General features: G+C 60.0%; 21 protein-coding genes and 2 tRNA genes. 6 read left to right on the top strand and 17 right to left on the bottom strand.

Features of this window, described 5'->3' with window-relative positions; all coding sequences use genetic code 11:
- The first annotated feature begins 27 nt into the window (after positions 1-27).
- The 4 genes from pgi (at position 28) to J5M56_RS14270 (ending at position 7686) form a co-directional block, all read left to right on the top strand.
- Entirely contained in the window at positions 28-1692 is a 1665-nt protein-coding gene (gene pgi, locus J5M56_RS14285; protein ID WP_186478846.1) for a glucose-6-phosphate isomerase, read from the top strand.
- 130 nt (positions 1693-1822) lie between these two features.
- Complete coding sequence (gene acs / locus J5M56_RS14280; RefSeq protein WP_186478847.1) at positions 1823-3757, top strand: acetate--CoA ligase; 1935 nt, start codon at positions 1823-1825, stop codon at positions 3755-3757.
- 42 nt (positions 3758-3799) lie between these two features.
- Positions 3800-4669, top strand: coding sequence for an oxygenase MpaB family protein (locus tag J5M56_RS14275; protein WP_060478630.1), 870 nt, complete (start codon positions 3800-3802; stop codon positions 4667-4669).
- Between the two features lie 80 nt (positions 4670-4749).
- Positions 4750-7686, top strand: a complete 2937-nt coding sequence (locus J5M56_RS14270) for a DUF748 domain-containing protein (protein WP_207937186.1) — start codon at positions 4750-4752, stop codon at positions 7684-7686.
- Positions 7687-7738: 52 nt separating this feature from the next.
- Here J5M56_RS14270 and J5M56_RS14265 read toward each other — a convergent pair whose 3' ends face one another.
- Positions 7739-8152 carry a VOC family protein gene (locus J5M56_RS14265; protein ID WP_186478850.1) on the bottom strand — a complete coding sequence of 138 codons (414 nt, stop codon included), beginning with the start codon at positions 8150-8152 and terminating at the stop codon, positions 7739-7741.
- A gap of 60 nt (positions 8153-8212) precedes the next feature.
- Between J5M56_RS14265 and J5M56_RS14260 the strand changes: the two genes are divergently transcribed.
- A complete protein-coding gene (locus tag J5M56_RS14260) occupies positions 8213-8515 on the top strand; it encodes a putative quinol monooxygenase (protein WP_186478851.1) in 303 nt (100 codons plus the stop codon).
- An 81-nt stretch (positions 8516-8596) separates the two neighbouring features.
- Here the strand turns inward: J5M56_RS14260 and J5M56_RS14255 are convergent, their stop codons facing one another.
- From J5M56_RS14255 to rlmE, 16 genes are all read right to left on the bottom strand, one after another.
- A complete protein-coding gene (locus J5M56_RS14255) occupies positions 8597-8947 on the bottom strand; it encodes a BON domain-containing protein (RefSeq protein WP_186478852.1) in 351 nt (116 codons plus the stop codon).
- A gap of 263 nt (positions 8948-9210) precedes the next feature.
- Entirely contained in the window at positions 9211-11316 is a 2106-nt protein-coding gene (pnp, locus tag J5M56_RS14250) for a polyribonucleotide nucleotidyltransferase (RefSeq protein WP_060478635.1), read from the bottom strand.
- A gap of 250 nt (positions 11317-11566) precedes the next feature.
- Positions 11567-11836: a 30S ribosomal protein S15 gene (gene rpsO / locus J5M56_RS14245; RefSeq protein ID WP_016391796.1), complete on the bottom strand. Its 270-nt coding sequence runs from the start codon at positions 11834-11836 to the stop codon at positions 11567-11569.
- A gap of 148 nt (positions 11837-11984) precedes the next feature.
- Positions 11985-12902 (bottom strand): tRNA pseudouridine(55) synthase TruB, encoded by a 918-nt coding sequence (gene truB / locus J5M56_RS14240; protein ID WP_186478853.1) that lies wholly within the window; start codon positions 12900-12902, stop codon positions 11985-11987.
- Positions 12903-12905: 3 nt separating this feature from the next.
- Positions 12906-13304 carry a 30S ribosome-binding factor RbfA gene (gene rbfA / locus J5M56_RS14235; RefSeq protein ID WP_033696035.1) on the bottom strand — a complete coding sequence of 133 codons (399 nt, stop codon included), beginning with the start codon at positions 13302-13304 and terminating at the stop codon, positions 12906-12908.
- Between the two features lie 116 nt (positions 13305-13420).
- Entirely contained in the window at positions 13421-15958 is a 2538-nt protein-coding gene (gene infB / locus J5M56_RS14230; protein ID WP_207937185.1) for a translation initiation factor IF-2, read from the bottom strand.
- A 27-nt stretch (positions 15959-15985) separates the two neighbouring features.
- Entirely contained in the window at positions 15986-17467 is a 1482-nt protein-coding gene (nusA, locus tag J5M56_RS14225; RefSeq protein WP_060478638.1) for a transcription termination factor NusA, read from the bottom strand.
- A 59-nt stretch (positions 17468-17526) separates the two neighbouring features.
- On the bottom strand, positions 17527-17985 hold the full coding sequence (gene rimP, locus J5M56_RS14220) for a ribosome maturation factor RimP (protein ID WP_009685348.1): 459 nt from the start codon (positions 17983-17985) through the stop codon (positions 17527-17529).
- Between the two features lie 130 nt (positions 17986-18115).
- Positions 18116-18192, bottom strand: a tRNA-Met gene (locus J5M56_RS14215).
- Positions 18193-18292: 100 nt separating this feature from the next.
- A tRNA-Leu gene (locus J5M56_RS14210) sits at positions 18293-18378 on the bottom strand.
- 21 nt (positions 18379-18399) lie between these two features.
- Positions 18400-18795: a preprotein translocase subunit SecG gene (secG, locus tag J5M56_RS14205; protein WP_207937184.1), complete on the bottom strand. Its 396-nt coding sequence runs from the start codon at positions 18793-18795 to the stop codon at positions 18400-18402.
- A 4-nt stretch (positions 18796-18799) separates the two neighbouring features.
- A complete protein-coding gene (gene tpiA / locus J5M56_RS14200; RefSeq protein ID WP_186478855.1) occupies positions 18800-19555 on the bottom strand; it encodes a triose-phosphate isomerase in 756 nt (251 codons plus the stop codon).
- 66 nt (positions 19556-19621) lie between these two features.
- On the bottom strand, positions 19622-20962 hold the full coding sequence (gene glmM, locus J5M56_RS14195; protein WP_060478641.1) for a phosphoglucosamine mutase: 1341 nt from the start codon (positions 20960-20962) through the stop codon (positions 19622-19624).
- Between the two features lie 17 nt (positions 20963-20979).
- Entirely contained in the window at positions 20980-21831 is an 852-nt protein-coding gene (gene folP / locus J5M56_RS14190) for a dihydropteroate synthase (RefSeq protein ID WP_207937183.1), read from the bottom strand.
- 8 nt (positions 21832-21839) lie between these two features.
- Positions 21840-23744, bottom strand: coding sequence for an ATP-dependent zinc metalloprotease FtsH (gene ftsH / locus J5M56_RS14185; RefSeq protein WP_060478643.1), 1905 nt, complete (start codon positions 23742-23744; stop codon positions 21840-21842).
- A gap of 201 nt (positions 23745-23945) precedes the next feature.
- Complete coding sequence (gene rlmE / locus J5M56_RS14180; protein ID WP_054885642.1) at positions 23946-24572, bottom strand: 23S rRNA (uridine(2552)-2'-O)-methyltransferase RlmE; 627 nt, start codon at positions 24570-24572, stop codon at positions 23946-23948.
- A 102-nt stretch (positions 24573-24674) separates the two neighbouring features.
- On the opposite strand from rlmE, the gene yhbY reads away from it, so the two are divergent.
- A complete protein-coding gene (gene yhbY / locus J5M56_RS14175; protein ID WP_054892619.1) occupies positions 24675-24983 on the top strand; it encodes a ribosome assembly RNA-binding protein YhbY in 309 nt (102 codons plus the stop codon).
- The last annotated feature ends 13 nt before the right edge of the window (positions 24984-24996 follow it).

Raw genomic sequence — 24996 nt, 5'->3', positions numbered from 1 at the left:
TCACCACGCATCAAGGAATTCCGTGCAATGGCGTATTACCGTACACCCCACGATGTGACGGCCCTGCCTGCCTGGCAGGCCCTGCAGAAACACCGCCAAGCCATGCAAGGCTTCAGCATGCGCGAAGCCTTCGCCGCCGATGCAAAACGTTTTGATGACTTCTCGCTGAGCTCCTGCGGCCTGTTTCTGGACTATTCGAAAAACCTGATCACCGACGAAACCCGCACGCTGCTGGTAGCGTTGGCAGAGCAGGTCGGTTTGCAGGATGCAATCAAATCGATGTTCAGCGGCGAGATCATCAATGCCTCCGAAGGCCGCCCGGTGCTGCATACCGCACTGCGCCGCCCGGTAGGCGACAAGCTCAGCGTCAACGGCGTCAACGTGATGCCGGAAGTGCACAAGGTGCTCAACCAGATCACTGAACTGGTCGGCCGCATCCATGACGGCCTGTGGCGTGGCTACAGCGAAAAACCGATCACAGATGTGGTCAACATTGGCATCGGCGGTTCCTTCCTAGGCCCTGAGCTGGTCTCCGAAGCCCTGCTGCCCTACGCTCAACGTGGCGTGCGCTGCCACTACCTGGCCAATATCGACGGCAGTGAGTTCCATGAGCTGTCGGCCAACCTGCGTGCTGAGACCACCCTGTTCATCGTCTCGTCGAAGTCGTTCAACACCCTCGAGACTCTGAAAAATGCCATTGCCGCACGTACTTGGTACCTGGCCCAGGGCGGCTCGGAAGCCGAGCTGTATCGCCACTTCATCGCCGTATCCAGCAACAAGGCCGCGGCCGTAGCCTTCGGTATCCGCGAAGAAAACATCTTCCCGATGTGGGACTGGGTCGGTGGGCGCTATTCGCTGTGGTCGGCCATCGGCTTGCCGATTGCGCTAGCCATTGGCACCGCCAACTTCAAGGAGCTGCTGTCCGGTGCCTACACCATGGACCAGCACTTCCAGACCGCCCCGTTCGAGAAGAACATGCCGGTACTGCTGGCCTTGCTGGGCGTCTGGTATGGCAACTTCTGGGGCGCCAGCAGCCACGCGATCCTGCCGTACGACCACTACCTGCGCAACATTACCAAGCACCTGCAACAGCTGGACATGGAGTCCAACGGCAAGAGCGTGCTGCAGGACGGCACCCCGGTGAAAACCGAGACCGGCCCAGTGATCTGGGGCGGTGTGGGCTGTAACGGTCAGCACGCCTACCACCAGCTGTTGCATCAAGGCACCCAGTTGATCCCCGCCGACTTCATCGTGCCAGTGGTCAGCTTCAACCCGGTGGCCGACCACCATCAATGGCTGTACGCCAACTGCCTATCGCAGAGCCAGGCGCTGATGCTGGGCAAGACCCGCGAAGAAGCCGAGACGGAGCTGCGCCAGAAGGGCATGAGCGAGGCCGACATCGAAAAACTCGCTCCGCACAAGGTGATTCCGGGCAACCGCCCAAGCAATACACTGGTGGTCGAGCGCATCAGCCCGCGCCGCTTGGGTGCGTTGGTGGCGATGTACGAGCACAAGGTGTTCGTACAGAGCGTGGTCTGGGGTATCAACGCCTTCGATCAGTGGGGCGTCGAGCTGGGCAAAGAGCTGGGCAAGGGTGTGTACCAGCGCCTGGTCGGCAGCCTGGAAGACAGCGCCGAAGATGGCTCCACCCAGGGCCTGATCAACTACTTCCGCGGCCGTCATCGCGGTTGACCGACAGCCTGTTTCGACCCTTTCGCGGGTAACCCTGCGAGAGGGCCGGCACAGGGTGAACACCACCTCCAGCTACACTATCCATCGAATAGCCGTTGCAGTCCCTCCGACAAGAGCAGGACCACCCGCCATGTTCGATATCAAGCAATATCCCCACGCCCTGGCAGTCAGCCAATCGGTAAGCCTCACCCCCGACGAATATCAGCGCCTGTACCGTCAATCGGTCGATGACCCCGACACATTTTGGGCAGAACAGGCCAAGCGTCTGGACTGGGTCAAACCCTGGTCGACGGTGCAGCAATGCGACCTGAACACCGGCAGCGCCCGCTGGTTCGACGGCGGCCAGTTGAACGTCAGCCATAACTGTATCGACCGCCATCTGGCTCAGCGCGGCGAGCAGACTGCCCTGTTGTGGGAGGGTGACGACCCCAAGGACTCGAAAGCTGTCACCTATCGCGAACTGCACCGTCAGGTCTGCCGCTTGGCCAACGCCCTCAAGGCACGCGGGGTGAACAAAGGCGACCGGGTTTGCATTTACATGCCGATGATCCCTGAAGCCGCCTATGCCATGCTGGCCTGCACCCGCATTGGCGCAATCCATTCGGTGGTGTTCGGCGGATTCTCGCCCGACGCGCTGCGTGATCGAATTCTCGATGCCGATTGCCACACCGTGATCACCGCCGATGAAGGTGTTCGTGGTGGTAAACGCATCCCGCTCAAGCACAACGTCGACAAGGCGCTGACCAGCTGCCCAGCGGTCGACAGTGTCTTCGTGGTGCGCCGCACTGGGGCCGGTGTAGCCTGGAGCGAAGGCCGCGACCTCTGGTATCACGAAGCCACCGAGCACGCCGGCGACGACTGCCCGCCAGAGCCAATGCAGGCCGAAGACCCACTGTTCATCCTGTACACCTCCGGCAGCACCGGCAAGCCCAAGGGCGTGCTGCACACCACCGCCGGCTACCTGCTGCAGGCGACCATGACCTTCAAGGTGGTGTTCGACTACCGCGATGGCGAGGTGTTCTGGTGCACCGCGGACGTCGGCTGGGTCACCGGCCACAGTTACATCGTCTATGGCCCCCTGGCCAATGGTGCAATTTCGCTGATGTTCGAAGGCGTACCCAACTACCCGGACACCTCGCGCTTCTGGCAGGTGGTGGACAAGCACCAGGTCAACATCTTCTACACCGCGCCTACCGCCCTGCGCGCCCTGATGCGTGAGGGCTCAGCCCCGTTGCAAGGCACCTCTCGCCAAAGCCTGCGCCTGCTTGGCAGTGTTGGCGAACCCATCAACCCGGAAGCCTGGGAGTGGTATTTCGAAGCGGTCGGGCAAAAGCGCTGCCCCATCGTCGACACTTGGTGGCAGACCGAAACCGGCGGGATCATGCTTACCCCTCTGCCGGGCGATCGCACACTCAAGCCCGGATGCGCCACCCAACCGATGTTCGGGGTACAACCGGCGCTGCTGGACGAACAGGGCAAGCCTATAGAAGGCCCAGGCGCCGGCCTGCTGGTGATCAAGGCCAGCTGGCCGGGGCAGATCCGCAGCGTCTATGGCGACCACCAGCGCATGGTCGACACCTACTTCAAGCCCATGCCTGGCTACTACTTCACAGGCGATGGCGCGCGCCGGGATGCCGACGGCGACTACTGGATCACAGGCCGCATCGATGATGTGATCAACGTATCCGGCCACCGAATCGGCACGGCCGAGGTAGAAAGCGCACTGGTGCTGCACGACAGCGTCGCCGAGGCCGCGGTGGTGGGGTACCCCCATGACCTCAAGGGCCAAGGTGTTTACGCTTTCGTCACCCCCATGAGCGGCATCACACCGGACGATACGCTCAAGGAGAAACTGCTGGCGTTGGTCAGCAAGGAGATTGGCAGCTTCGCCAAGCCCGAGCTGATCCAGTGGGCCCCGGCCTTGCCCAAGACACGGTCGGGTAAGATCATGCGGCGTATACTGCGCAAGATCGCTTGCAATGAACTGGACACCCTCGGCGATACCTCGACCCTGGCCGACCCGAGCGTGGTACAAGAGCTGATCGATAAACGCCTCAATCAATAGCGGGCCGCCAGCTGCCATGGCCGCCCTGCGACACAGGACGCCATGGAAGCTCTACGCCGCCGCATCGAAACCCAGGTCATGAGCCTTACCGGGCTGGCCCTCGGCCAGCTCGACCTCGAATCACCTAAGGGTGACCCTGGCCTGTTCGGCCCGCACAGCATCAGTTGGCAAGTACATGGCGACTTTCCAAGCATGCTGGTCGGCGGCATCGGTGCCTTGATGCTGCAGCTGTTGCACCCGCTGGCGCTGGCCGGGGTGTGGGACCATTCCAACTTCCGCGAAGACCTGCTCGGGCGCCTGCGCCGCACCAGCCAATTCATTTCCGGGACAACCTTCGGCTCAACCCGCGATGCCGAATGGCTGCTCGACAAAGTGCGCACCATCCATTTGCAGGTAACCGGCACCGCCCCTGACGGCACGCCCTACGCTGCCAGCGACCCAGATCTGCTGACCTGGGTACACGTGGCCGAAGTCAGCAGCTTTCTCGCTGCCCACTTGCGTTACCGCGCCCCCCATCTCTCACGTGCCGATCAGGATGCCTATTACGCCGAGATCGCCCTGATCGCCGAACGCCTGGGGGCGCGCGATGTGCCACGCTCCTGTCAGCAGGTCGAGGATTACCTGCAACGCATGCGCCCCTCTTTGCAATGCAGTTCACGCAGCCTTGAAGTGGTGGGGATTCTACTCAAGGCGCCTGCTCCAAGCCGGCTCGCCGAGCCTGTCGGCAAGCTGATGCTGCAGGCCGGCATCGATCTGCTACCGGACTGGGCCCAAGCCATGCTCGGCCTGCAACAAGGGCCGCTGCAACGGCGCATGGTCCGCCTTGGCCTGCAGCGCACGGCGCCGATCCTGCGCTGGGCCATGCAAGACGGCTCGGCGCACCGGGCCAGGCGACGCATGGGCATCGAGTGAGGGGAAATCGGCTCGCCGCAGCGGAACCGTTTTAACGTGCCATACTCCAATCACTCCTGCTTGGACAGACGAAGCGACACATGTACAAAGGATTGACTCGCGCCCTTGGCGCCCTGCTGGCTCTGGTCGGCCTCTATAGCCTGCTCGGCTTTCTTGTGGTTCCTGGGGTCGCTTTGCGTGTGGCCAACCAGCAACTGGCCCAGTACGCCACCGTGCCTGCGCACCTGCAACGTGTGGAGTTCAACCCTTTCAGCCTCGAGCTGACGCTGTGGGGCCTGCAACTGGGCGAGCCAGGCAAGGAGCAGGTAGGCTTCGAACGGCTCTACGCCAACCTGGCACTCGACAGTGCGTGGACCGGCGCATTGCACCTGCAAGCCATTGAGCTCGACAAGCCTCGCAACGAGGTGTTGTTCGCCAAGGACGGTACGCTGAACCTGACCCAGCTATTCAAATTACCACCCAGCCAGCCCAAGCCGGATGAGCCCCCCAGCGACCCGTTTCCCCTGCGTATCGGCAGCATCAAGCTCACTGGCGGCTATTTGCATTTCGAGGACCAGCGCCCAAGCGAGCCAATCGAATTCCTCTACGACGACATGAACCTTGAGTTGAAGAACCTCAGCACCCTGCCGGACGACAACGCCGACATGACGCTGGTGGCGCTGAGCCCCAATGGCGGGCGCATCGACTGGAGCGGCACGCTCAGCCTGGCACCGATTGCCTCGCAAGGCACGCTGAAAGTCACCGACGCCAAGATGAAACTGTTCTGGCCCTATGTACGTGATGCCGTGCCTCTAGTGCTCGAAGACGGCGTGGTCAACCTCGACACCCACTACACCCTCAATCTCTCCAAGCAAACCGAGCTGTTGCTGGACAATACATCGGTGAAAGTCGCCCCATTCGCCATCAAGGCCCCCGATGGTCGCCCCCTGGTGCGCCTGGCCAACCTGCAGGTGAGTGAGACCTCCATCGACCTGGCCAAACAGCGGGTCACCGTCGGCAAGGTGCGCAGTGAAAAACTGGAAACCTGGGCGGCGCTGGAGAAGGACGGTCAACTTGACTGGCAGAAACTGTTCGCCAGCCAACCTGCGAAGGCCACACCCAAACAGAAGGCGGAACCTGCGGCTGCCGAACCTGCCAAGGATCAACAAGCCGCCAATGCGCCCAGCAAACCCTGGCAGGTGCTGCTCAAGGATGTGCAACTGCGCAACTATCAGGTACACCTGGCCGACCGCAGCCAGCCGGAGCCTGTGGCCCTGGATGTCGGCCCGCTGAACATCGACCTGCAAGGCTACGACAGCCTCAACCAGTCACCCTTTACCCTCAAGCTCGATACTGGCGTGGGTAAACAAGGCAAGCTGCAGGCGGACGGTGAGGTTAACCTGGCGCCGGTCACGGCCAAATTGAATGTCAGTACCCGTGATATCGACCTGCGCGTTGCCCAGGCTTACATCAGCCCCTACATTCGCCTGGAACTTCGCAGCGGCATGCTTGCCAGCGATCTGAAGGTCGACCTCAAGGGCACCGAACCGCTGGCCTTCACCGTCGCGGGCAAGGCACAGATCAACCAGTTGCACACACTCGATACCATCAAAGGCCGTGATTTCGTCAAGTGGCAGCAAGTCAACGTCGATGGCCTGTCGTATGTGCACGGTGATGCTCTGGCCATCGATAAGGTGACCTTGATGCAGCCGTATGCGCGGTTCATCATCAACGAAGACCGAACCACCAGTGTCGACGACCTGCTGATTCCGCAACCGGCTGGCGCAGCTGCAAGCAGCCCCGCCAAGGCGAGCCAGGCTGCAGCCAGCAAACCGCTCGGCATTCATATCGGCCAGATCGACATTAAAGACGGCTCAGCTAACTTCGCCGACCTGACCCTGACTCCGAACTTCGCCACTGCCATTCAACAGCTCAACGGCCAGATCGGCACCATCGACAACCATAAGCCGACACCGGCCAAGGTCGACGTGAAAGGCAAAGTCGACCGTTATGCCCCAGTTACCATCAAAGGCGCCCTCAACCCGTTCAACCCGCTGGCCAGCCTGGACATCGCCACCAGCTTCAAACGCGTCGAGCTCACCACGTTGACCCCCTACTCCGGAAAGTTCGCGGGCTTTCGGATTCGCAAAGGTCGGTTGAACCTCGACCTGCACTACCTGATCACCAACGGCCAACTCAAGGCAGAGAACAAGGTGGTGGTCGAGCAACTGCAACTAGGCGAAAAGGTCGACAGCCCGGATGCCGTGGACCTGCCGATTAGACTGGCAATCGCCCTGCTCAAGGACACCCAGGGGCGTATCTCCATCGAATTGCCAGTCACGGGCGATTTGAACAACCCCCAGTTCAGCGTCATGCCAATCGTCTGGCAGACGCTGCGCAATCTAGTACTGCGCGCCGCGCAGGCACCGTTCAAGTTCATCGGTGGGCTGATCAGCGGTGGTAGTTCGCAAGACCTCGGCACCGTGGCATTCGCCCCTGGTTCCAGCGACCTTAGTGCAGAAGCCCAGGCGGCACTCAATAAGCTGGCAGCAGCACTCAAGGAACGCCCAGAGCTGCGCCTGGAAATCGAAGGCACCAGCGCCCAGAGCAGCGACGGCCCTTTGATTGCGCAGCAGCGCCTGGAGCGCGAGTACCAGGCCACTTGGTACAAGATTCTGCAACGCCGTGGCGATAAGGTCCCGGCCAACCCCTCGATGCTCCAGGTCGATGACAGCGACAAACCGGCGATGCTCGAAGGCATCTATCGCACCCGCCTCAAACAGCAGCCACCGGCTGAGTGGGAACAACTGAGCCGCGAGCAACGCACCGCCAAACTACGCGAAGCGGTGATCAAGTCGTGGGCCGAAAGCACCGCGCTGCTTCGTACCCTGGGCCAGGAGCGGGCGAGCAGCATCAAGGACTATCTGGTAGACAAGGGCAAGCTCGAAGATGACCGGGTGTACTTCATCGACACCAGCCTGGGACAAGCCGAGCCTGATGGGCGGGTGATCACGCCGATGCACTTGGACGCAGAGTGAGCCTTGAACCAGGCAGGGGCCTTCGCGCTTAGCCACGAAGGCCAGTTCACGCTTACACCAGCCGCTGGCCCGATACTGCCGGGTGATACAGCGGCTGCACCTTGTTCCCAGCAGGGTCGAGTATGTGGAAACTGCGGGCGCCGTCACCATGGTTGAATGGCTTGTCCAGCAGGGTCACGCCCCGCGCCTTGAAGTAGTGGAACCAGGCTTCCAGCTCCTCCACGCTATCGACGATGAACCCGTAATGGTCCAGGGTCTGCAGCCCATTGGCCACCCCTGCCCCACGCCCCAGCGAAAGGTTGTCATTGCCACAGGTCAGGTACACCAGGTCTTCATTGGCGCGGTTGAGTACCTTCATGCCCATTACATCGACATAAAAGCGCTCGCACTCCTCAAGGTTGGGTACCAACAATGCGATGTGGCGCAGGCCATTCAGGCGACCCGGGCGAACTGGTAAATCAGACATTGGCGCGGCTCCTTTTTTGTATACAATTTAATATTGAATTTAAAACAAAAGGAGCGTGCTGTGTACAGTCTGTTTATCAAGAATCGCGTCAAAGCTGGCTGTGCCGAGGCATTTCTGACCGCCATCAAAGTCAACGCTGCCGCCTCGGTGGCAAATGAGCCGGGATGCCTGGTTTTCGACGTCTCACAAGACCGAGCGGATGCTGATGTGATCTATCTCTACGAAATCTACACCGACGTAGATGCGTACGAAGCGCATATTCAGACTGCGCATTTTCGTGACAGCAGGCCCCTGGTCGAACCTCTGATCCTCGAGCAGGAATGCTTCGAGAGCGATGTCGTGGCCCGCAATCCGGGCTTCTGACTGCACAAAAAGCAAGCCCCGGTAATAACCGGGGCTTGCTGGGTATGAGTGGCCAAATCCGTTTGGCCGACGGGACAATCCTTATTCGGCTTTCAGGCCGTCAGCCGAAACGGCTTTGACGCCTTTGATTTTCTTGGCAATAGATACGGCCATTTCTTTCTGAGATTCGGTCACAGCAGTGGTGGACGACAGGGATACGACACCTTTGTTGGTCTCGACCTTGATGTCGCTGCCTGGGATGCCCTTCTCGGTCAGCAGATCGGATTTAACCTTGGTGGTGATCCAGGTGTCCGAGGTAGCTTCCTTGGCTTTAGTCATCTCGCCAGCAGCCAGGGTCATTGGAGCCTGGGTGGACTGCTGGGCGAACGCTGCGTTAGCCATGGTCAGGGTCAGAGCGGTAGCAGTAGCGGCAGCAATGGCGAACTTCTTCATTTGGGTCACTCCTGTTTATCGAAAGGTCTGCGCCGTGTGTCCTGGCGGCAGGTACTTATACGATTGCATGTGCTGTGCCAGCTTTCAGAATTTAGTATTTACCTTATAAATCATACACTTACATAAATTCATCTAAGGTGCTTGTCGTGCATTTTGCAATCAGCAGGAAAAACCTGCATGCAAGATGCAAGTCCGCAAAAGGTTCCCGAAGCGCATAAAAAAAGGGCCCTCAAAGGGCCCTTTTTCGTTCTCAGGTCAGACGCTTAGACGCCCGAAGCCTTGGCTGCAGCTACGTCCTTGATCGACAGCTTGATACGGCCGCGGTTGTCCACGTCCAGTACCAATACCTCAACTTCCTGGCCTTCTTTCAGCACATCGGTCACTTTCTCGACACGAGCGTCGCTCAGCATCGAGATGTGCACCAGGCCGTCTTTGCCTGGCAGGATGTTGACGAAGGCGCCGAAGTCGACGATGCGCTCGACCTTGCCGACGTAGATCTTGCCGATCTCGGCCTCGGCGGTGATGCCCAGAATACGCTGCTTGGCAGCTTCTGCCGCATCTTTGGTTTCGCCGAAGATCTTGATCGAGCCGTCGTCTTCGATGTCGATCGAGGCCTTGGTTTCTTCGCAGATGGCGCGAATGGTCGCGCCGCCCTTGCCGATGACGTCACGGATCTTGTCGGTGTCGATCTTCATCGCGATCATGGTCGGGGCGTTGGCCGACAGTTCGGTACGCGACTGGCCAATGATCTGGTTCATCTGACCGAGGATGTTCAGGCGCGCTTCCAGGGCTTGGCCCAGGGCGATCTCCATGATCTCTTCGGTGATGCCGTTGATCTTGATGTCCATCTGCAGCGCGGTCACGCCTTTGGCGGTACCGGCTACCTTGAAGTCCATGTCGCCCAGGTGGTCTTCGTCACCCAGAATGTCGGTCAGAACTGCGAATTTCTCGCCTTCCTTGACCAGGCCCATAGCGATACCGGCAACCGGCGCCTTCATCGGCACGCCAGCGTCCATCAGCGCCAGGGAGGCACCGCAGACCGAAGCCATGGAGCTGGAACCGTTGGATTCGGTGATTTCCGACACTACGCGGATGGTGTACGGGAACACGTCGGCAGCAGGCAGCATGGCCTGTACCGAACGACGGGCCAGGCGGCCGTGACCGATTTCGCGGCGGCCAGCACCACCCATGCGACCACATTCGCCTACCGAGAACGGTGGGAAGTTGTAGTGCAGCATGAACGGGTCTTTTTTCTCGCCTTCCAGGGTGTCCAGCAGCTGGGCATCACGTGCAGTACCCAGGGTCGCAACGACCAGGGCCTGAGTTTCGCCACGGGTGAACAGCGCCGAACCGTGAGTCTTGGGCAGCACGCCAACTTCGATGTTCAGCGGGCGCACGGTCTTGGTGTCGCGGCCGTCGATACGAGGCTTGCCGTTGACGATGTTTTCGCGCACGGTGCGGTATTCGATTTCGCCGAAGATCTCTTTGACTTCAGCAGCCGACGGCTGGCCTTCCTCACCGGAGAACTTGGCAACGGCCTGATCACGCAGCTCGCCCAGGCGCGCATAGCGGTCAGCCTTGACGGTGATGGTGTAGCCCTGGGAAACGGCTTCGCCGAATTCGGCGCGGATGGCGTTGAACAGCTCGGTGTTGGCAACGGCCGGTTTCCAGTCCCAGGTTGGCTTGCCAGCTTCTGCAGCCAGCTCCTTGACCGCCTGGATGACCGCCTGGAATTCGTCGTGGGCGAACAGTACTGCGCCCAGCATCTGGTCTTCGGTCAGCTCTTGTGCTTCGGACTCAACCATCAGCACGGCGTCGGAAGTACCGGCAACAACCATGTCCAGGCTCGAGGCAGCCAGTTGCTCGTAAGTTGGGTTCAGCAGGTAGCCAGTGCTTTCGTGGAAGGCAACGCGGGCTGCGCCGATCGGGCCTTCGAACGGAATACCGGAGATCGCCAGGGCGGCCGAGGTACCGATCATCGCTGCGATGTCCGGGTCGGTCTTCTTGCTGGTCGAAACCACGGTGCAGACGACCTGCACTTCGTTCATGAAGCCTTCTGGGAACAGCGGGCGGATCGGACGGTCGATCAGGCGCGAGGTCAGCGTCTCTTTCTCGGAAGGACGGCCTTCACGCTTGAAGAAGCCACCTGGGATCTTGCCGGCAGCGTAGGTCTTTTCCTGGTAGTGGACAGACAGAGGGAAGAAGCCCTTGCCTGGGTCGGCCTGCTTGGCGCCGACCACGGTCACCAGCACGGTGACATCGTTGTCGACGGTAACCAGCACGGCGCCGGTTGCCTGACGGGCAATACGGCCCGTTTCGAGAGTAACGGTCGATTGACCGAACTGGAATTTCTTGATTACCGGGTTCACGGTTTCCTACCTTTTTTCAGTGGCTCTGGGGGAACTGGTTTCTTGCGAATTCTTGGGCAGAACGGGGAATCGGCCCCATTGACCGTCCAGATACAACACGAGGTTGGGAGCCTGGCCGCTGCGCGGAAAACCGCTCAGCACAACCAGGCTGCCAACCTCGCAGATACGCGTGGCGTGCCCGACGGCGATACTGCAAAGCAGCATAGCCGAAGCTTGCGACACGCCATGCACACCACTGACCAGGCCGCTATTAGCGACGCAGGCCCAGGCGACCGATCAGGGCGCTGTAACGAGTGGTGTCTTTGCCCTTCAGGTAATCCAGCAGCTTACGACGCTGGTTGACCATACGGATCAGACCACGACGGGAGTGGTGGTCTTTATCGTTGGCCTTGAAGTGGCCTTGCAGCTTGTTGATGTTGGCGGTCAGCAGAGCAACCTGCACTTCCGGGCTACCGGTATCGCCGGCGGCTTGCTGGTAATCGGCAACGATCTGAGCTTTTTCTTCAACGCTGAGGGCCATGAGGCTTCTCCAAATTCAACGGATCCCGCAAGCGGGCTCCAATAGGCCAGGGACTGAACCCTGTATTAATAAAATGAGTTGTGACCGTGCCTACTAACAGCCACCCTCGCCCACCGGTTTCGGCACAAGCTTCGGCCGATGGTTTCGGTCATTCCGACCGAATCAGTCGACGCGGCGCGATGCGCCCGTCTTCGCTCACTTCACCGATACCGATGAAGCGGGCATTGTGATCCTGTACGCGGACCATGCCGAACTGCGGTGCGTCCGGCGCCCGCACTGCCTGGCCATGCAGCCAGTAGAACGCGCTGTGCTCGGACAGGCACACCAGTGGCCAGTCTTGCAGCCCACTGTCGGACGGCATCAGGAAGCGATCGAGCGCCTCATTTCCGCCTTCGGCGTGGGCCTGCTCGAGTTCCTCGAGGGTAACCGTCTGGGCCAGGGCGAAGGGCCCGGCCTGGGTGCGGCGCAGCTCGGCGACGTATGCACCGCAGCCTAGCGCCTCACCGATATCCTCTACCAGGGTACGGATATAGGTGCCTTTGCTGCAGCCTACCGACAATCGCGCGCGGGTGCCTTCGCACTCGAGCAACTCCAAGCGGCCAATAGTAACAGAACGCGCCTCGCGCTCCACTACCTCTCCTGCGCGCGCCAGCTTGTAAAGCGGCTGGCCGTCGCGCTTGAGTGCCGAGTACATCGGCGGTACCTGACGGATTTCCCCGCGAAACCGCGGGATAACGGCTTCGATGTCGGCGCGACCAACGGTCACTTCGCGGGTCTGCAGGACTTCGCCTTCGGCGTCGGCAGTAGTAGTAGTCTGCCCCATCTGCATGACCGTTTCGTAGCCCTTGTCGGAATCGAGCAAGTACTGCGAAAACTTGGTGGCCTCACCGAAGCACAGTGGCAGCACGCCAGTTGCCAGCGGGTCGAGGCTGCCGGTGTGACCAGCCTTCTCGGCATTGAGCAGCCAGCGGACTTTCTGCAGCGCAGCATTGGAAGTGAAACCCAGCGGCTTGTCGAGCAGGATGATGCCGCTGACGTTGCGGCGGATACGTTTGACCTGGGCCACCGCTTACTCCTTGGCGTCCGGCTCGTCGGCATCCTTGTGCAGGCGGTCTTCGGCCACTGCACGCTCGATCAGCGCCGACAGGTGAACACCGCGGCTGACACTTTCATCGAAGTGGAAGTGCAGTTGCGGCACGCTGCGAAGCTGCATCGAGCGGCCCAGGTGCAGGCGCAGGAAGCTGGCGGCGCTGTTCAAGGCCTTGAGCGACTGCTGCACGGCGTCTGGCGCTTCTTCGCCCATGACGGTGATGAAGACCTTGGCATGGCCCAGGTCGCGGCTGACATCCACGGCGGTGATGGTCACCAGGCCGACGCGTGGGTCCTTGACTTCACGGCGGATCAGCTCGGCCAGCTCACGCTGCATCTGATCCCCGATACGTTGGGTACGGCTGTATTCTTTGGCCATTCTTGCTACCTGTAACTTAAAGCGGCAAACGCCCGGTGAGGCGGGTGCCTGACCGGGCGCTACCTACTGAGGCACTGCCCACCGCCCTGCGGCGGGGGCTGGCGCCCTGCTCTCCCTTAGAGGGTACGAGCAACCTGGACTTTCTCGAAGACTTCGATCTTGTCGCCGACCTTGACGTCGTTGTAGCTCTTGACGCCAATACCGCACTCCATGCCCGAACGCACTTCGGCAGCGTCGTCCTTGAAGCGACGCAGCGATTCCAGCTCGCCTTCGAAGATCACAACGTCTTCGCGCAGTACGCGGATCGGACGGTTGCGATACACGGTACCTTCGATGACCATACAGCCAGCGATGGCGCCGAACTTCGGCGAACGGAACACGTCACGCACTTCGGCCACACCCAGGATGTTCTCGCGAACATCGCTGCCGAGCATGCCGGTCAGAGCTTTCTTGACGTCTTCGATGATGTCGTAGATCACGTTGTAGTAACGCATATCCAGACCTTCCTGCTCGACGATCTTGCGCGCACCGGCATCGGCACGCACGTTGAAGCCGAACAGTACTGCATTCGAAGCCAGCGCCAGGTTGGCGTCGCTTTCGGTGATACCACCGACGCCGCCACCGATCACGCGTACCTGAACTTCGTCGTTGCCCAGGCCCGACAGCGAACCCTGCAGTGCTTCCAGGGAGCCGCGAACGTCGGTCTTGAGGACGATGTTGAGGGTCTTCTTCTCTTCCTGACCCATGGTCTCGAAGATGTTTTCCAGCTTGCCGGCGTGAGCACGGGCCAGCTTGACCTCGCGGTACTTGCCTTGACGGAACAGGGCAACTTCGCGGGCCTTCTTCTCGTCGGCAACCACGGACAGCTCGTCACCGGCTTCCGGGGTACCGTCCAGGCCAAGAATCTCGACCGGGATCGACGGGCCGGCTTGCTTCACAGGCTTGCCGTTCTCGTCGAGCATGGCACGCACGCGGCCATAGTTGGAGCCGCACAGGACCATGTCGCCCTGACGCAGGGTACCGTCCTGAACCAGGATGGTTGCCACCGGGCCACGGCCCTTGTCCAGGCGCGATTCGACCACCACGCCACGACCAGGAGCGGTCGGAGTAGCGGTCAGCTCGAGGATCTCGGCCTGCAGCAGGACGGCTTCAAGCAGCTCGTCGACACCGGTACCCATCTTCGCCGAAACCTTGACGAATGGCGTGTCACCACCCCAGTCCTCGGAGGTTACGCCTTCGACGGCCAGTTCGTTGCGAATGCGATCGAGGTCGGCACCAGGCTTATCGATCTTGTTCACTGCAACCACCAGCGGAACGCCAGCTGCCTTGGCATGCTGAACGGCCTCGCGGGTCTGTGGCATCACGCCGTCGTCCGCCGCCACTACCAGGATGACGATGTCGGTGGCCTTGGCACCACGGGCACGCATCGCGGTGAACGCGGCGTGGCCTGGGGTATCGAGGAAGGTGACCATGCCGCGGTCGGTTTCCACGTGGTAGGCACCGATGTGCTGGGTGATACCACCGGCTTCGCCGGCAGCTACCTTGGCACGACGGATGTAGTCGAGCAGCGAGGTCTTGCCATGGTCAACGTGACCCATGACGGTGACGACCGGCGCGCGGGATTCAACTTCACCTTCGAACTTCAGCGACTCGGCCAGGGAGTCTTCCAGGGCGGTATCGCTAACCAGGGTCACTTTGTGGCCCAGTTCTTCGGCGACCAGCTGAGCGGTTTCCCGGTCGAGCACCTGGTTGATGGTGACCGGCGTACCCAGCTTGAACATGAACTTGACCACTTCGGCGCCCTTGACGGACATCTGGTTGGCAAGCTCGGAGACGGTAATGGTCTCGCCGATGGTCACGTCACGGATGACGGGGCCGGTCGGGTTCTGGAAGCCGTGCTGGTTGCGTTTCTTCAGCTTGCTCTTGCCACCGCGGCCACGGCGTACGCCATCGCTCTCTTCATCGGTGGTGCGTGGCGCGGCACGAGGGGTCGGAGCTTTTTCCTTCTCCTTGACCTTGACCTTGATCGACACACGTGGCGCTTCGCCACGACGCTCGCCACCACGACGGTCTTCGTCACGGGTGCGGCCTTCGTTGCGACGGGCTTCGTCCTTCTTGCGCTCGGCAGCACGGGCTGCGGCGTCTTCGGACGCTGGTGCGTCGGCCACGACCGGAGCTGGAGCTGGTGCCGGCGCGGGCTCACCCTTGGCGGCAGGCGCCGCAGTGGAGGCAGTGGCTTGCGCCTGACGGCGAGCCTGCTCTTCATTGCGCTGGCGCACTTCGGCCTCGACCTTTTCGCGAGCGGCATTTTCAGCCGCGCGGCGCTCATCGAGCTCACGTTTTTGCTCAGCCTGGATTTCTTCCTGGCTGCGCTGCACGAAAACTTTCTTCTTGCGTACTTCTACGCTAATGCTCTTGCTACCGGCGACACGCAGGGTGCTGGTGGTTTTGCGCTGCAAGGTAATCTTGCGCGGCTCTTCCGCCTTGCTCTTGTGGCTGCTTTTCAAATGGGTCAGCAGAGTCTGCTTCTCATTGTCGGTCACTACCTGACCGGCGTCGGTGTGCGGCAGACCTGCCTCACGCATCTGCTGCAGCAGGCGCTCTACCGGTGCCTCGACCTCTTGGGCCAGTTCTTTCACCGTGACTTGCGTCATGCACTTCTCTCCTCAGGCCGCGCCTAATTACTCGAACCAGTGGGCTCGGGCGGCCATGATCAACTTGCCGGCACGCTCTTCGTCGATGCCGTCGATGTCGAGCAGGTCGTCAATCGACTGCTCGGCCAGGTCTTCGCGGTTAACCACGCCGCGCACCGCCAGTTCCGCTGCCAGGTCCTTGTCCATGCCCTCGAGGGAGAGCAGGTCTTCGGACGGATGAGCGTCTGCCAGTTTTTCTTCGGTAGCGATGGCCTTGGTCAACAAACGGTCCTTGGCACGAGCGCGCAGCTCATTGACGATATCTTCGTCAAAGCCATCGATGTTGAGCATTTCTTCCAACGGTACGTAGGCAATTTCTTCGAGGCTGGTGAAGCCTTCGTCGACCAGCACTTGGGCCAGCTCCTCGTCGACTTCCAACTCTTCGATGAAATTGCGCAGGATGTCACCGGTTTCAGCCTGTTGCTTGGCCTGGATGTCCTTCTCGGTCATCACGTTCAGGGTCCAGCCAGTCAGCTGACTGGCCAGGCGAACGTTCTGACCACCACGGCCAATGGCCTGGGCCAGGTTGTCTTCGGCGACGGCGATGTCCATTGCATGGGCATCTTCATCAACGATGATCGCCGCGACTTCAGCCGGCGACATGGCGTTGATGACGAACTGCGCCGGGTTCTCGTCCCACAGGACGATATCCACACGCTCACCACCCAGCTCGCCGGATACGGCCTGGACGCGCGAACCACGCATGCCGATGCAGGCACCTTGCGGATCGATACGCTTGTCCTTGGAGCGGACGGCGATCTTGGCACGCGAACCCGGATCACGGGAGGCTGCCATGACTTCGATGAGGCCTTCGGCGATTTCCGGCACTTCGATGCGGAACAGCTCGATCAGCATCTGTGGCGCGGTACGCGACAGAATCAGCTGAGGGCCGCGGTTCTCGGTGCGGATTTCCTTGAGCAGGGCACGCAAGCGTACACCGACTCGGAAGGTCTCACGTGGAATGATGTCTTCGCGGGCCAACAGGGCCTCGGCGTTGTTGCCCAGGTCAACGATGACGTTGTCGCGGGTAACTTTCTTGACGGTGCCGGAGATGATCTCGTTGACCCGCTCGCGGTAGGCGTCGACCACCTGGGCGCGCTCGGCTTCACGGACCTTCTGCACGATGACCTGCTTGGCGGTCTGCGCGGCGATACGGCCGAACTCGATGGACTCGATCTTTTCTTCGATCACATCACCGATTTTGGCTTCCGGATGCGTGTCCTTGATCTTGTCCAGCCAGGTTTCGATCGCAGGATCGTCCAGGTCGTTTTCGTCGACCACGGTCCAGCGACGGAACGTTTCGTAGCTACCGGTGTGGCGGTTGATTTCCACACGCAGGTCGACTTCGTCCTCAAAACGTTTTTTGGTTGCAGTGGCCAGGGCCACCTCCAGCGCTTCGAAAATGACGCCGGGCGGTACACCTTTTTCGTTGGATACCGATTCAACAACCAGCAGTACTTCTTTGCTCATCGTACGCCTCGCCTTGCGCAAGCCATTGGGCCCGGATAATCCGCCGGGCCCGGCACGTCTCAGTCAAAACTGGGAATAATATTGGCCTTGTCGATCGAGTCGATCGGCAGCAGGAACTCTTGGTTGTCCACCTGAACCACCACATCCTGCTCCTCCACACCACGGAGAAGGCCCTGGAAGTTACGACGACCCTCGAAGGGTGAACGCAGCTTGATCTTCACTTGTTCGCCGGCATGCGAGGCAAACTGTTCCAACGTGAACAGTGGGCGATCCATGCCTGGAGAGGAGACCTCAAGGGTATATTCGCTGCTGATAGGATCTTCCACATCGAGGATCGCGCTGGCCTGCCGGCTGACCGCTTCGCAGTCGTCCACCAGGATGCCACCTTCCTTGTCGATATAGATGCGCAGTACCGAATGCTTACCCTGGGATACGAACTCGATCCCCCAGCACTGATAGCCCAGACCCTCGACCACCGGGGCCAACAAGGCCTGCAACTGTTCTAGCTTGCTCGACACCTGAACCCCCTCGTGCATGCTGTGCAAATAAAAAATGGGCGAAGCGCCCATCCCTGAAAGCGCCGTAGGACAACGACGCCGTAAATTCTTCAGCTAGCAAAAAGCCCCTTAAAAGGGGCTCCGCTGAAGCTGGTTGCGGGGGCTGGATTTGAACCAACGACCTTCGGGTTATGAGCCCGACGAGCTACCAAGCTGCTCCACCCCGCGACAAAGCTGGGGCGAAAGTATAAGACCTAACCTACTCAAGGGTCAAATCCAAACCTTCACCTGCAAGAAAGCCCGCTAAAGCGGGCTCTCAAGCTTCAATTGGTACCGAGAAGGGGACTCGAACCCCTACACCCTATGGGCACAACCACCTCAAGGTTGCGTGTCTACCAATTCCACCACCTCGGCAATACTACTACTTGAAACCCGTTACTTCTGCTCTTCGGCCGGAGGAGGTACATCACCTTTACTGGTGGTTTCGCTCTTCTGCTCCTGGAGCACCGGTACATCATCATTAACTGCCGGTTTGGGCTGCTCTTTCACTTCAAGCACTGCTGGATCTGGAAGACCTGCTTGGCTAAGCTGGTGAGCTTGTTGCTTCGCGAAGTATCCTAACCCAAGTGCTGTCAAAAAGAAAGTGGCAGCGAGTATAGCAGTTAATTTACTTAGGAACGTTGCAGAACCTTGGCTTCCGAACACAGTGTTTGAGGCACCTGCGCCGAAAGATGCTCCTGCTTCCGCACCTTTACCCTGTTGCAGCAGAACCAGCACTACAAGCGACAGCGCTGCCAACAGATGAAAAACAACGATAACTGTTTCCAGCATTTGTTCAGTTTCCTGCGGCGCGACAAATTGCACCGAATTCGTCTGCGTTCAGGGAAGCTCCACCAATGAGCCCCCCATCGATATCCGGCATGCCGAACAGTTCGGCCGCATTGGCCGCCTTCACGCTGCCGCCGTAGAGAAGCTGCACGCTTGCGGCAACTTCGGCGTCTTCGGCTGCCAACTGCGCCCGGATGGCTGCGTGCACATCCTGAGCCTGCTGAGGCGAAGCCGTCAAACCTGTGCCAATGGCCCAAACAGGCTCATAGGCAATTACTGCTTTGGCAAAAGCCTTAACACCGAACGCGTCGATGATACTGCTTAGTTGACCCCCGACAACTTCGAGGGTTTTGCCTGCCTCGCGCTCTTCGAGGGTTTCCCCTACGCAAAGCACCGGCATTAAACCACTAAGTTGAGCGGCTGCAAACTTCTCTTTCAACACTTCTTCACTTTCGCCAATGATCTGGCGGCGTTCGGAATGGCCAATCAAGACAAACTTGCAACCTGCTTCAACCAACTGACTGGGTGCAACTTCACCGGTCAGCGCGCCCTGTTCGGGCTTTATTGCAGAATTCTGTGCTCCGACGGCGATTTCCTTGCCTTGCAACCCATCAACGACTTGATTGATGAATAACGCGGGTGGAAACACCGCTACTTCGACACCGTTCGGCACGGACATATCGCCCAGGCCCAGGATCAGCTCAGCGACGCTGGCGCGGGTACCGTGCATCTTCCAGTTACCAGCTACCATGGGGCGACGCATGCTTTACCTCGTCGGTCAAAGTGGGCGCAGATCTTACCCAACCCGATCTGCGCTGGCAAGCCTCTTTCAGGCACAAACTTCGGTGACCAGCTTGGCCAAGGCTTCGGCATGGCCGCGCACCTGGTTTTCGTCGTCGCCTTCGACCATCACCCGCACCAAGGGCTCGGTGCCGGATTTACGCAGCAGCACGCGCCCACGCCCAGCCATGGCTTCGGTGACCTTGGCACTGGCTTGCTTGACCGCAGGGTGCTCCAACGGGTCGACCTTGCTCGCACCAAAGCGCACGTTGATCAACACCTGAGGGCACTTGCGCAACGCCTGGCGAGCCTGAGCCAGGGTTTCACCCCGGCGCTTGAGCGCCATCAGCACCTGCAGCGCGGCAATGATCGCGTCACCCGTCGTGGTGTGATTGCAGCAAACGACATGCCCGGAGTTCTCCCCGCCAATCAACCAGTCACGCTCGAGCAGCTCAGCCATCACGTAGCGATCGCCAACCTTGGCGCGCACGAAGGGGATATCCAAGTCCTTGAGCGCCAGCTCCAGGCCCAGGTTGCTCATCAGTGTGCCGACCACCCCGCCCTGCAACTTGCCACGTTCGTGCAGGTCGCGAGCAATGATGTACAGCAATTCGTCACCGTCGACGATCGCCCCTGTGTGATCGACCATCAGCACGCGGTCACCATCGCCGTCAAAAGCGATACCCAGGTCGGCATGACCGACCAGCACGGCAGCCTGCAACGATTCGATGTGAGTCGAGCCGCAACCCTCGTTGATGTTCAGGCCGTCGGGCTGCGCATGGAGCACGGTCACATCGGCTCCAAGCTCGCGAAACACGCTTGGTGCAACCTTGTAGGTGGCGCCGTGAGCACAATCGACCACCAGTTTGAGGCCTTCGAACCCAGTACTGCTCGGCACGCTGCTCTTACAGAACTCGATGTAACGCCCCGCCGCATCGTTGATGCGCGACACCTTGCCCAGTTTGCTCGATTCGACCACGGTCATCGGCTGGTCGAGCAACTCTTCGATCATCAATTCGACTTCGTCGGGCAGCTTGGTGCCTTGGCCTGAGAAGAACTTGATGCCGTTGTCATCGTGAGGGTTGTGCGAGGCACTGATGACAATGCCGGCTTCGGCATGGAAGGTGCGGGTCAGGTACGCGATGGCCGGGGTCGGCATCGGCCCGAGCAGCATCACGTCAGCCCCCGCCGCCGACAAACCTGCCTCTAGCGCCGATTCGAACATGTAACCGGAAATACGCGTGTCCTTACCCACCAGCACCCGGCAGTTGCCTTGCTTGCGGAAGGCCATGCCGGCCGCCCAGCCCAGCTTCAACATGAAATCCGGCGTGATCGGGTACTCACCGACGCGGCCACGGATACCGTCGGTACCAAAGTATTTTCTGCTCATAGTGACTCCAAAAGTTCTTATTCGGCGTTCTGCACCGCAGCGATCATGCGCACGACATCGACGGTTTCGGCCACATCATGGACGCGCAGAATGCTGGCACCCTTGGTCATGGCCAATGCTGCCAGCGCGAGGCTGCCGTACAGCCGCTCATCGACCGGACGGTTCAACGTAAGGCCGATCATGCTTTTGCGCGAAACGCCCACCAGCAGCGGGCGACCAAGGCGATAGAACGCTTCGAGATGCTTGAACAGGCTGAGGTTGTGCGCCAGCGTCTTGGCGAACCCGAAACCTGGATCAAGAATGATGCGCTCAGCGGGGATACCTGCAGCAGCGCACGCCGCCATGCGCTGTTCGAGGTAGCTCACAACCTCGGCGGCGACATCGTCGTAATGCGGATCATCCTGCATGTTCCCAGGCTCGCCACGCATATGCATAAGGCAAACCGGCAAGCCGGTGTCCGCCGCGGCATCCAGGGCGCCGTCGCGCTCCAGGGCACGTACGTCGTTGATCAGGCCAGCACCAAGGCGCGCCGATTCGCGGATCACCGCGGGCGTGGAAGTATCGACTGAGATCACCACATCGAACCGGCTGTTGATGGCCTCGACCATCGGCGCCACGCGTTCGATCTCTTCAGTGACCGAAACCGCGCGCGCACCGGGCCGGGTCGACTCACCCCCGATGTCGATCAAGGTGGCGCCAGCCGTGATCATCGCCTCGGCATGGCGCAACGCCTCGTCGCGCTGGCTAAAGCGACCGCCATCGGAGAAGGAATCCGGGGTGACATTGAGAATACCCATAACATGGGTACGGGAAAGGTCAAGAACCCGGTTGCCGCAAGGCAACCGGGTCGGGTACTGCACTGAGCTCATAGATGCCCTTAGTGTTGCGCTGCCGGCCCGCCGATCGGCGATTCCGGACGATCGTCCTGGGCTGCTGGAGTGCCCGAGTTCTTATCATCGTCCCAATCGCGAGGCTCACGCGGTGTACGGCCAGCCATGATGTCGTCGATCTGATCGGAGTCGATGGTTTCGTACTTCATCAGCGCTTCGGTCATCGCTTCAAGCTTGTCGCGGTTCTCGATCAACAGCTGCTTGGCCGTGGCATAGCACTGGTCGATGATGCTGCGCACTTCGGAGTCGATCAGCTTGGCGGTTTCACCGGAGACGCTTGCGTGCTGGCTGCCAGCGCTACGACCGAGGAACACCTCACCTTCTTCTTCGGCGTACATCAGCGGGCCTAGTTTTTCCGACAGGCCCCATTTGGTCACCATGTTACGAGCGATCTGGCTGGCGCGCATGATGTCGTTGGAGGCACCGGTGGTGACACCATCGAAGCCCAAGGTCATTTCCTCGGCAATACGGCCGCCGTACAACGAGCAGATCTGGCTGATCAAAGCGCGTTTGGACAGGCTGTAACGGTCTTCTTCCGGCAGGAACATGGTCACACCCAGGGCTCGACCACGGGGAATGATCGAAACCTTGTAGACTGGGTCGTGCTCAGGCACCAGGCGCCCGACGATGGCGTGGCCCGCTTCGTGGTAAGCGGTGTTTCGTTTTTCTTTCTCGGACATGACCATGGTTTTGCGCTCCGCGCCCATCATGATCTTGTCTTTGGCCAGCTCGAACTCTTTCATCTCGACCAAGCGCTTGTTGGCACGTGCCGCAAACAGCGCAGCCTCGTTGACCAGGTTGGCCAGGTCGGCACCGGAGAAACCAGGGGTACCACGGGCAATCACAGCCGGGTTGACGTTATCGCCGATCGGCGCCTTGCGCATGTGCACCTTGAGAATCTGCTCACGGCCGCGGATATCCGGCAAGCCCACCACGACCTGGCGGTCGAAGCGACCAGGGCGCAACAGCGCAGGGTCGAGCACGTCTGGGCGGTTGGTGGCGGCGATGACGATGATGCCATCGTTCATTTCAAAGCCGTCCATCTCCACCAGCAGCTGGTTGAGGGTTTGCTCACGCTCGTCATGACCACCGCCCATGCCGGCACCACGATGGCGGCCCACCGCGTCGATCTCGTCGATGAAGATGATGCAAGGCGCGTGCTTCTTGGCCTGCTCGAACATGTCACGCACACGGCTGGCACCAACGCCGACGAACATCTCGACGAAGTCGGAACCAGAGATTGTGAAGAACGGCACCTTGGCTTCACCGGCAATGGCTTTTGCCAGCAATGTTTTACCCGTGCCAGGCGGGCCGACCATCAGCACGCCCCGCGGAATACGGCCACCCAGGCGCTGGAACTTGCCTGGGTCGCGCAGGAACTCGACCAGCTCGCCAACCTCTTCCTTGGCTTCGTCGCAACCGGCGACGTCAGCCAGCGTGGTCTTGACCTGATCTTCGGACAGCAGCCGCGCCTTGCTCTTGCCAAAGCTCATCGGCCCACCCTTGCCCCCTGCACCCCCCTGCATCTGGCGCATGAAGAACATGAATACGGCGATGATTACCAATATCGGGAAGCTCGCCACCAACAGCTGGGTCCAGATGCTCTGCTGCTCGGGCTGCTTGCCTTCGACGACCACGTGATTGTCGACCAGGTCGCCGATCAAGCCATTGTCGGTGATGGCTGGGCGGACGGTCTTGAAGTTGTCACCGTCGGTGCGCTTACCCGTGATGATGTAGCCGTCGACAGTCACACGCTCGACCTTGCCATCCTTGACCTGCTGGATGAAGTCGGAGTAGTTGAGGGTCTGCGGCTCGTTAGGGCTGGAGAAGTTGTTCATCACCGTCACCAGGACGGCTGCGATGATCAACCAGAGGATCAGATTCTTTGCCATGTCGTTCAATTCGCTACCCTCTGAGGCCGGCGCACGACGCAGCCGTGCCTCGCATGATATTCATCGCCCTAACTTACTACATTACCTACGCATCCGCAGGCACCGTCTGTAACCCTTTGTGAAACTCAGACTACACGAAGATCGGACGATCCAGACGCGAGAGCCGATTGGAAATAACTATCGACCAACGCGCAATTCGCCTCATGCTCCTTTGAAACCCCTGCCCAGCAAGTACTGCTCACGGGAACGATCCCGCGATGACGAAGGTTTGCGCATCTGCACCTTGTCGAACTTGCTACGCACGTCCTTGAGGTACATATCGAAACCCTCACCCTGGAAGATCTTGATCAGGAAGTCCCCGCCTGGTTTGAGCACGCGGGTCGCCAGATCCAGGGCCAGCTCGCAGAGGAACATGGCTCGCGGCATGTCGACCGCAGGCGTACCACTCATATTGGGGGCCATGTCTGAAATCACAAGGTCCACGTGCGAATCACCGACCGCCTGCAATATCTGTTGCAGCACTTCGTCCTGGGTGAAATCACCTTGGATGAAGGTCACGTCGGGGATGGAGTCCATTTCCAGGATGTCCGAGGCGATCAGTCGCCCCTGACCACCAATCAGACGACTGGTCACCTGTGACCAGCCCCCCGGGGCCGCGCCGAGGTCGATGACGCTCATGCCGGGACGAATAAGACGGTCTTTCTCCTGGATCTCCAGGAGTTTGTAGCTAGCACGCGAGCGGTAGCCGTCCTTCTGCGCCTGTTTCACAAAAGGATCGTTGAAATGCTCTCGCAGCCAGTTAGCGCTGCTTTTGGAACGTTGTACCACGGGGCACCTCGATGATATGCGTGGTGATTGACTGGGCGGAGCCGGTGGCCCTCGGGTAAAATGCCGGTCAATTTTACAGAATCAGACGGAAAGGGTCAGATTATGCCGCTCAATAACGAGCAGAAGAAGCAATACAAATCCATTGGTCACGACCTCAAGCCGGTCCTGATCGTCGCTGGCAACGGTTTGAACGAAGGCGTCATCGCTGAACTTGAGCGTGCACTGGCCGACCATGAACTGATCAAGGTCGAAATCCGCTCGGAAGACCGCGAAGAACGTGCCGCCGCCATTGCCGAACTGTGCAAGGCAGGCCGTGCCGAGCTGGTACAGACCATTGGCAAGAAGGCGTTGATCTATCGCAAGAACCCACAGCCGAACAAGCAACTGTCCAACATTCACCGTTACAAGTAACGGGCTAGGGCTT

This window comes from Pseudomonas sp. 51_B, assembly GCF_017491595.1.
In the GTDB taxonomy this organism is placed as follows: domain Bacteria; phylum Pseudomonadota; class Gammaproteobacteria; order Pseudomonadales; family Pseudomonadaceae; genus Aquipseudomonas; species Aquipseudomonas promysalinigenes.
The sequence above is the reverse complement of the archived record's forward strand: the minus strand, read 5'-3'. Positions and strand labels throughout refer to the sequence as shown.

What these genes read in the sequence shown, in the direction of transcription:
- pgi (WP_186478846.1), top strand. Translation starts at nt 28, where the DNA reads ATGGCGTATTACCGTACACCCCACGATGTGACGGCCCTGCCTGCCTGG.
- acs (WP_186478847.1), top strand. Translation starts at nt 1,823, where the DNA reads ATGTTCGATATCAAGCAATATCCCCACGCCCTGGCAGTCAGCCAATCG.
- J5M56_RS14275 (WP_060478630.1), top strand. Translation starts at nt 3,800, where the DNA reads ATGGAAGCTCTACGCCGCCGCATCGAAACCCAGGTCATGAGCCTTACC.
- J5M56_RS14270 (WP_207937186.1), top strand. Translation starts at nt 4,750, where the DNA reads ATGTACAAAGGATTGACTCGCGCCCTTGGCGCCCTGCTGGCTCTGGTC.
- J5M56_RS14265 (WP_186478850.1), bottom strand. Translation starts at nt 8,152, where the DNA reads ATGTCTGATTTACCAGTTCGCCCGGGTCGCCTGAATGGCCTGCGCCAC.
- J5M56_RS14255 (WP_186478852.1), bottom strand. Translation starts at nt 8,947, where the DNA reads ATGAAGAAGTTCGCCATTGCTGCCGCTACTGCTACCGCTCTGACCCTG.
- rpsO (WP_016391796.1), bottom strand. Translation starts at nt 11,836, where the DNA reads ATGGCCCTCAGCGTTGAAGAAAAAGCTCAGATCGTTGCCGATTACCAG.
- rbfA (WP_033696035.1), bottom strand. Translation starts at nt 13,304, where the DNA reads ATGGCCAAAGAATACAGCCGTACCCAACGTATCGGGGATCAGATGCAG.
- infB (WP_207937185.1), bottom strand. Translation starts at nt 15,958, where the DNA reads ATGACGCAAGTCACGGTGAAAGAACTGGCCCAAGAGGTCGAGGCACCG.
- nusA (WP_060478638.1), bottom strand. Translation starts at nt 17,467, where the DNA reads ATGAGCAAAGAAGTACTGCTGGTTGTTGAATCGGTATCCAACGAAAAA.
- secG (WP_207937184.1), bottom strand. Translation starts at nt 18,795, where the DNA reads ATGCTGGAAACAGTTATCGTTGTTTTTCATCTGTTGGCAGCGCTGTCG.
- tpiA (WP_186478855.1), bottom strand. Translation starts at nt 19,555, where the DNA reads ATGCGTCGCCCCATGGTAGCTGGTAACTGGAAGATGCACGGTACCCGC.
- glmM (WP_060478641.1), bottom strand. Translation starts at nt 20,962, where the DNA reads ATGAGCAGAAAATACTTTGGTACCGACGGTATCCGTGGCCGCGTCGGT.
- folP (WP_207937183.1), bottom strand. Translation starts at nt 21,831, where the DNA reads ATGAGCTCAGTGCAGTACCCGACCCGGTTGCCTTGCGGCAACCGGGTT.
- ftsH (WP_060478643.1), bottom strand. Translation starts at nt 23,744, where the DNA reads ATGGCAAAGAATCTGATCCTCTGGTTGATCATCGCAGCCGTCCTGGTG.
- yhbY (WP_054892619.1), top strand. Translation starts at nt 24,675, where the DNA reads ATGCCGCTCAATAACGAGCAGAAGAAGCAATACAAATCCATTGGTCAC.